General features: G+C 57.5%; 6 protein-coding genes. 3 read left to right on the top strand and 3 right to left on the bottom strand.

What is annotated here, in order from left to right; translation table 11 throughout:
* Positions 1-190: 190 nt before the first annotated feature.
* Entirely contained in the window at positions 191-352 is a 162-nt protein-coding gene (locus L0H14_RS11470; protein WP_301419655.1) for a glycine betaine ABC transporter substrate-binding protein, read from the top strand.
* 86 nt (positions 353-438) lie between these two features.
* Here L0H14_RS11470 and L0H14_RS11465 read toward each other — a convergent pair whose 3' ends face one another.
* Positions 439-1,800 (bottom strand): aminomethyl transferase family protein, encoded by a 1,362-nt coding sequence (locus L0H14_RS11465; RefSeq protein WP_301419657.1) that lies wholly within the window; start codon positions 1,798-1,800, stop codon positions 439-441.
* Between the two features lie 115 nt (positions 1,801-1,915).
* Positions 1,916-3,091: an MFS transporter gene (locus L0H14_RS11460; RefSeq protein WP_301419658.1), complete on the bottom strand. Its 1,176-nt coding sequence runs from the start codon at positions 3,089-3,091 to the stop codon at positions 1,916-1,918.
* A 351-nt stretch (positions 3,092-3,442) separates the two neighbouring features.
* Here L0H14_RS11460 and L0H14_RS11455 point away from each other — a divergent pair, with 351 nt between their 5' ends.
* A complete protein-coding gene (locus L0H14_RS11455) occupies positions 3,443-4,696 on the top strand; it encodes an amidohydrolase (protein ID WP_301421886.1) in 1,254 nt (417 codons plus the stop codon).
* 39 nt (positions 4,697-4,735) lie between these two features.
* Here the strand turns inward: L0H14_RS11455 and L0H14_RS11450 are convergent, their stop codons facing one another.
* Entirely contained in the window at positions 4,736-5,728 is a 993-nt protein-coding gene (locus L0H14_RS11450; RefSeq protein WP_301421885.1) for an ABC transporter substrate-binding protein, read from the bottom strand.
* A 171-nt stretch (positions 5,729-5,899) separates the two neighbouring features.
* On the opposite strand from L0H14_RS11450, the gene L0H14_RS11445 reads away from it, so the two are divergent.
* The coding region (locus L0H14_RS11445; RefSeq protein WP_301421884.1) for an iron chaperone at positions 5,900-6,247 on the top strand (348 nt) is incomplete at its 3' end.

The following is a 6,247-nucleotide window of genomic DNA, read 5'->3' as shown; positions in this document are numbered from 1 at the left end:
ATACCTGATTTGACACGCCAGGCACAATCGGCACTAGCAGCTCGGCTAGTTGAGGCGGTGCATTTGGGTACCAATACCAGAAGCAGCTGGGATACGACTTCGATATGGCTCCGACGTGCTTCGGCTTAGCAGACCGTCATATGAACCTGCGAAAAACCGCCAAACGAAGTTGTGAATCTTTGAAGTTGCCATGGATAATGAAGAAGAAATCGTAGTCACCCGGAGGACCCCATTCTGGACGACTTCAAACTATGATGTTCGCGAGTTAGAAGATCCAGATGGCATTTACGGTGAGCCAGAGGGGCTGCACACCGTTGGTCGTGATGGCTTTTCCGCTGGCCTGAACAGCTAATTCCTACCAGCTGTGGCATCGAACCTTTCGAGAGCAAAAACCCAGCGAGAACGTTTTCTCGCCGGGTTTTCGCATGCACTAGAGCATTATGATCGATAAGCGGTGCGCGCGTATTCCGTCAGTGGAGCAGGCTGGACCGTTGCACGAATTTCTACCTGCACATGGTCCTCCACCTGCAGCTTGGATGATGGGGTATCCTCGCCCCACTTCACCACCACCTCGGTCCCGGGCACCGCGAACTCTGGATCCACGACGGCCAGCGAGAGCATGGCTCGTTCATTGGCTGAATAGCCCGTCCACGTGGACAGCCCCACAGTTTTGCCATCGACCTCGACGCGGTCGAAATGGAAGGTGTCGTAGAGCGCCATCGGTAGGTTGATGAACTTCGCGCCCGGCTCATCCTGGAACATCGACGCATAGGCTTTGCCTACGTCGTCTCCGTTCCATACCAAGGTCACTTTCTGACGGGCTCCTTCCCCCGACATGTTTTCGAGAGCTTGACGGCCGATGAAGTCGTGATCCAACGAGATGATCCTGCCGTAGCCCAGTTCGTGAGGCGTGAAATAGTAGTCCTCGATGTTTTCCGAGTGGAAGCTCCCGCCCAGCGGTGAAATAGTTTCGTAGGCGTTGTCATCGAGCCACCGGCGGTAATGGGCGAGGCGCTCATCGGTATAAATAGCTGGCAGTGGCCGCGGCAGCCAACCGGATTCCAGAGCGTTGGTGTGATAGGCGCGAGCGCCGACCTGGACCAGGCCGTGGTGCTTTCCGGCCGCCACAATGGCACCGTGCACCGCTTCGTGATCTTCCCACGGGCCCCAGATTTCTACACCGGGCTCCCCCGCCATTCCGTGCCGCAGCACGCGGACCGGCTTGCCCGCAATCGTCACGGTGGTCATGTTGAAGAATTTCAGCTTGGGTGGTTCTGCACCGCTGGCCTCAGCCAACACTTCCATGGCGCCGGGACCTTGGAGCTGATACCGGTACAGTTCGGGGGCACCTTCGCGGACTGCCGAGCTGTCGTCCCGGCGGATCTCGACGTCGTAGTCCCCAGTCGCAGCGTGATAGTGCATCCAGTTGATGGACGGTGGAATGCCAACCGCGCGGTACTCATCGTCGTCCAGATGGAAGAGAATGTTGTCTCCGATGATGTAGCCGTCATAGTTCACGGCAACAAATTGCTTGGCCTTATCAACGGGGAAATTCTTCATCGAGTTGATAGCAAGATCTTTGATCATGCGCAGGGCATCTGGGCCTTTGAGATTGAGATCGACCATATGATGCGACTGATCATAAATAACGGCTGTTGTGCGCCAGGCGAGTTGTTCATCTCGCCAGTTAGAAAATTCAGGGGCAAGCCGTGGGACCACCGACGGCGGTGTCTGGGCTTCCCATAAGAGGTTCACGGCGCTGCCAGCTTGTTGGATGGCTTCTTCAAGATTCTTGGGCATGATAACTCCTTGTGTTTCTTGACTCTGGGGCCACACCTCCAGTATCTGCGTACTGCGTCACTTTGAAAAGCACAGAGAGGTGTGGTTCTAACGCACCTGCGGCTCGGATGCGGCCCTAGTGGCGCGCTTGATATCGACTCATGGCAGTCGCCGCAACGACCGTCAGAAGCAATGCCACCGCGGTGGCCAGCCCAAACAGCAATGTCCACTCACCTGCTTCAGCTAGGGCACCGGCCAGCGCAGAGCTGACGGCACTACCGGCAAAGAGGGCTCCGGCAAAGAAGGCGACCGTCATACCGCGTGCCGAAGGAACCACCTGAGTGGCCCACGCCTGCAGCGAGGTGTGCATCAACGCCCAGGATGCGCCCAGCAACATGGCGGCTATGACCACGGTGGTGATCGATAAGTGCAGGGCAACCGTGCCCAGACCTGCAGTCAGGCAGATGCCGCCGATACTCAGGATCCTGGGTCTCGTCAGGCGGGCACTGAGTGGACGCACCAGGCGGGTGCATACCAGTGTTGCCACACCGTAGGCAGCCACCGATAAACCAGCCCACCGAGTTTCGACGCCTTGGAATTCTAGGGCTGGTGCCAGCAACGTCAGGATGCCCAGGACCAGTGAGCCTTCAACGAACGCCAGGGCCACGACGATGAGTGCCCACTTTTCTGTGAAGAATAACCGAAGGGAGGCAGAGATGCTCACCGTTCTATCACGTTCAGGCTCAACGAGACGGAATAAGGGGATGAGGCTGACCAGTGCCAGCACTGCTGAGACGGCAAAGACCACACGCCAGCTGAACATCTGACCGATCACGCCCGACGCGGCTGTGGCCACTGCGGTACCGACGGCCACGGCTGCCATAAGGTCCGACATCATGGATTGGCGGTTTTCGTTATCCGATGTGTCGCCGACGTAGGTGATGGAAGCCGGCACGATGGCCCCGAAAAATCCGCCAGCAAGCGCCCGGGCAACAGTAAGGAACAGCAGGCTGGGAGCACAAGCTGACGCCACGCTACAGAGCACCGCACCGGCAAGCGCGAATCGCATGAGTGGTAGCCGACCGAAGCGGTCGGAGAGCATGCCCCATAGCGGTTGGCTCAGACCGTAGGTCATGAAGTAGATCGATGCGACCACCACCGCAAGGCTCAGTGATACCCCAAAATCTACCGCGAGAATAACCAGCAGTGGTGAAACGCCAAAACGATCCACACTGGAGGTGAATGCCGCAAGTGAAACGGCGGCGGGTGGTCGTGTGGCCGGCATGCGGGGTAGAGATGAGTCAGGTGTCACACTAATACCCTAGCGCCGCGACATCTCGGAGAAGGACTAAGGCCTTTCCGGTCTTGTAGATCTGATGCGTCAATAACAAATTTCGATAGTTTGTCCAAGGAGTGCGAGTGTCGAAATGTCAGTTGAAGCAATTTTATGGGACGAAGTTCGTGGCGTCCGAAACGCTGGTAGCGGCGGCCTGAAGGTGACGGCTCGGGCGGTGCGAGAGGCCGCCGGGGTGCGGAGCTACTGGCAGCAGAAAAAGCACGGCTGACCAAGTTCTGCCGCGAATCAGGCGCTGCTTGGCTCGAGCAACATCGCTACACTGACGCCAAGTCCGCAGTGAGACGAGTCAGCACCCTGGCGGACTCAATGTCCGAGCTGGAACAATGGGAGGTTTCCTTGGCCGCACATATTCTCCGTGAACTTGATGATGTACTCACCGAACAACGAGCGCTATATCGCGATCTCCACCAGCACCCTGAGCCCAGTATGCAGGAACACCAGACCGCAGAACGCATCGAAGCCGAGCTCGGCAAGCTCGATGTAGAAGTCCAGCGCATCGGTGGCACAGGCGTCGTCGCCGTGCTGAGCAACGGCGACGGCCCCAGTGTCCTGGCCCGAGCGGATATCGATGCATTGCCGTTGTCGGAACAAACAGGGCTGGACTATGCCTCGCAGGTAGACGGGGTGATGCATGCGTGCGGGCACGATATGCACGTGGCCACATTACTGGGCGCAGTGAAAGTTCTGGCGTCCAACACGGATTCCTGGGCCGGCACATACATTGCCGTGTTCCAGCCGGGTGAAGAGACCGCTGCCGGAGCTCAGGCCATGCTGGACGACGGGTTCGTAGACAAGGTCCCACGTCCGGATGTTGCACTGGCACAACACGTGATGCCCACCGAGGCGGGAACCATCGGTACCAGCGCCGGACCGGTCTTATCTGCTGGAGACTCCCTCAAAATCACCGTGCACGGACAGGGCGCACACGGCTCGATGCCACACAACAGTATCGACCCTGTGGTGTTGGCCTCTTCGATTGTGCTGCAGCTCCAAACGATCGTGTCGCGAGAAACCCAACCCGGTGAATTCGCCGTGGTCACCGTTGGCGCACTCAATGCGGGGACGACGTCGAATATCATCCCTGATCGTGCCGAACTCCTGTTGAACCTGCGGACCTACGACGACGCCGTACGCCGGCGAGTGATGGCCTCCATTGAACGCATCGTGCACGGCGCATGCCAAGCAGCTGGATCTCCAAAACAACCGGAGTTTGAATACTATGATCAGTTCCCGCTGACGGATAATGATGCGACCGTCAACGCCACGGTGACCGACGCGTTCACCGACTTTTTCGGTTCCGACGCTGTGTATGAGACAGCTCCCTATACAGCGTCAGAGGACTTCAGCCGCCTCCCCGATGCGTTTGGCATTCCATATACCTACTGGGTGATCGGTTCGGTGGCACCCGAAAAGTACCGTCGGGCCCTCGCCGAGGGCACCGTGGCTCAGGAGATCCCAGCAAACCATTCGCCGGCCTTCGCACCGGAGATTGACCCCACGTTAGAAATCGGAATCCAAACGCAAGTGGTAGCTGCCCTGGCTTACCTCGCTGCATCCTAGTGGCAACTATGTCGTCCGCGGCCCTAATAATGGTGGCGGTTAGGCGCCGTCGATAATGAGTTCTTCCAGCTCAATGGGCTCTTGAATTAAGCCGGTCTCTACGGAAATGTCAATAATTTGCTGGAGCGACTCTCGGTGATGTTCCTGCGGGAATCGCGGAAGCGTGGTCTGCTCGAGGATGTCCGGATCCATATCGGTGTATTCGGCAATCACTTCACGGACCAGTTCAGGGTCCTCCTCGGAAAGCGCCTGGGATTCCTGCATGGCAGCGGTAAAGGATTCTACGAGTTCTGGATCTTCACTCACGAGCTGCTCGTTGGTGAAATAGCCACCAATCGAAAGGTCCTCAACGGGCTCAGAGAATGGCCCGTAAATACGGTTCAGCCCGGCTTCATCACCCATGACCGCAAACGGATCAACGGCGGAGATCGCATCGACGTTGCCGGCTTCTAGCTGCGCCACCATGTCGGGGAAGGCCATTTCGACGAATTCGACCTGCTCGGGGTCGCCGCCTTCTTGTTCCAGCCCGGAGGAAATGACCGAGTCGAAAATATTATTCAGGGTATTGACGGCTAGGGTCTTGCCTTCAAGATCTGTCACGGATTCGATGCCGGAATCGGGGGCAACCATGACGGCGGCAAAGTCTTCGTCGGCGCTGCCGGTGGTCTGTGGGCCGGTGGCGACGATCTGAATAGGTAGTCCCTGTGACCGGGCCATTACTAATGAGGTGACATTCGAATACCCGAAGTCCAGGTCCCCGGACTGCACACCCGGCACGATGGCGGCGCCACCCTGAGCTTGGGTGAGGGTGAGGTCAATTCCGTGTTCTTCAAAGATGCCTTCTTGCTGGCCAACATAGATCGAGGCGACGTCACCGATCGGAATGACACCGACCTCCACCGGGGTCAGATCACCATCGGCGCCTTCGGTGGCGTCGTCGGAGGATCCGCCGCAGGCGCTGAGCGTTAAGAGTCCTGCGATGGCAGCCGAGGTGAATAACGGTAAGCGTCCGCGGTTTGTGAATTTCTTCATCGTGTTCCTCATATTTCTGGGTGTGAGCAGTGTGTGCGCTATCGCACAGTCGTAGAAAACCAATGTACGGAACTTCGTTGAACATTTCAATCGTGGCATCTTATAACGATTACCCGTACCGGGTGCAGCTGCCGCCTATCGGGGAGCCACGAACCGCAATACACTGGACGTATGGATACGCTGCAGGAATACCTTGAAACCGTCCCGAACGAAGAGCACCGGGCAAGCATGCAACACCTCATCGAGTGGGTGGCCGGGAGTTTTCCTGACCTGAATCTTGAGATCAAATGGAATCAGCCGATGTTGCTTCACAACGGAACATTCATTATCGGCTTCAGCGCGGCAGCCAAATATGTCTCCATCGCCCCCGAGACGGCAATCTTGCACGAGTTCTTGGAGCGGATCACCGAAACGGGCTACGGGCACACGAAGATGAAGTTCCAGATCAAGTGGAACCAAGAAATCGATTACGATCTCTTGCACGATATCGTCGAGCGCAGCATCGAATTCAAAAAGGAC

It is taken from the genome of Yaniella sp., assembly GCF_030453185.1.
In the GTDB taxonomy this organism is placed as follows: Bacteria; Actinomycetota; Actinomycetes; order Actinomycetales; family Micrococcaceae; genus Yaniella.
The sequence above is the reverse complement of the archived record's forward strand: the minus strand, read 5'-3'. Positions and strand labels throughout refer to the sequence as shown.

Excerpts from the sequence above, each read along its gene's own strand:
- L0H14_RS11470 (WP_301419655.1), top strand. The coding sequence starts at position 191 with ATGGATAATGAAGAAGAAATCGTAGTCACCCGGAGGACCCCATTCTGG.
- L0H14_RS11465 (WP_301419657.1), bottom strand. The coding sequence starts at position 1,800 with ATGCCCAAGAATCTTGAAGAAGCCATCCAACAAGCTGGCAGCGCCGTG.
- L0H14_RS11455 (WP_301421886.1), top strand. The coding sequence starts at position 3,443 with ATGTCCGAGCTGGAACAATGGGAGGTTTCCTTGGCCGCACATATTCTC.
- L0H14_RS11450 (WP_301421885.1), bottom strand. The coding sequence starts at position 5,728 with ATGAAGAAATTCACAAACCGCGGACGCTTACCGTTATTCACCTCGGCT.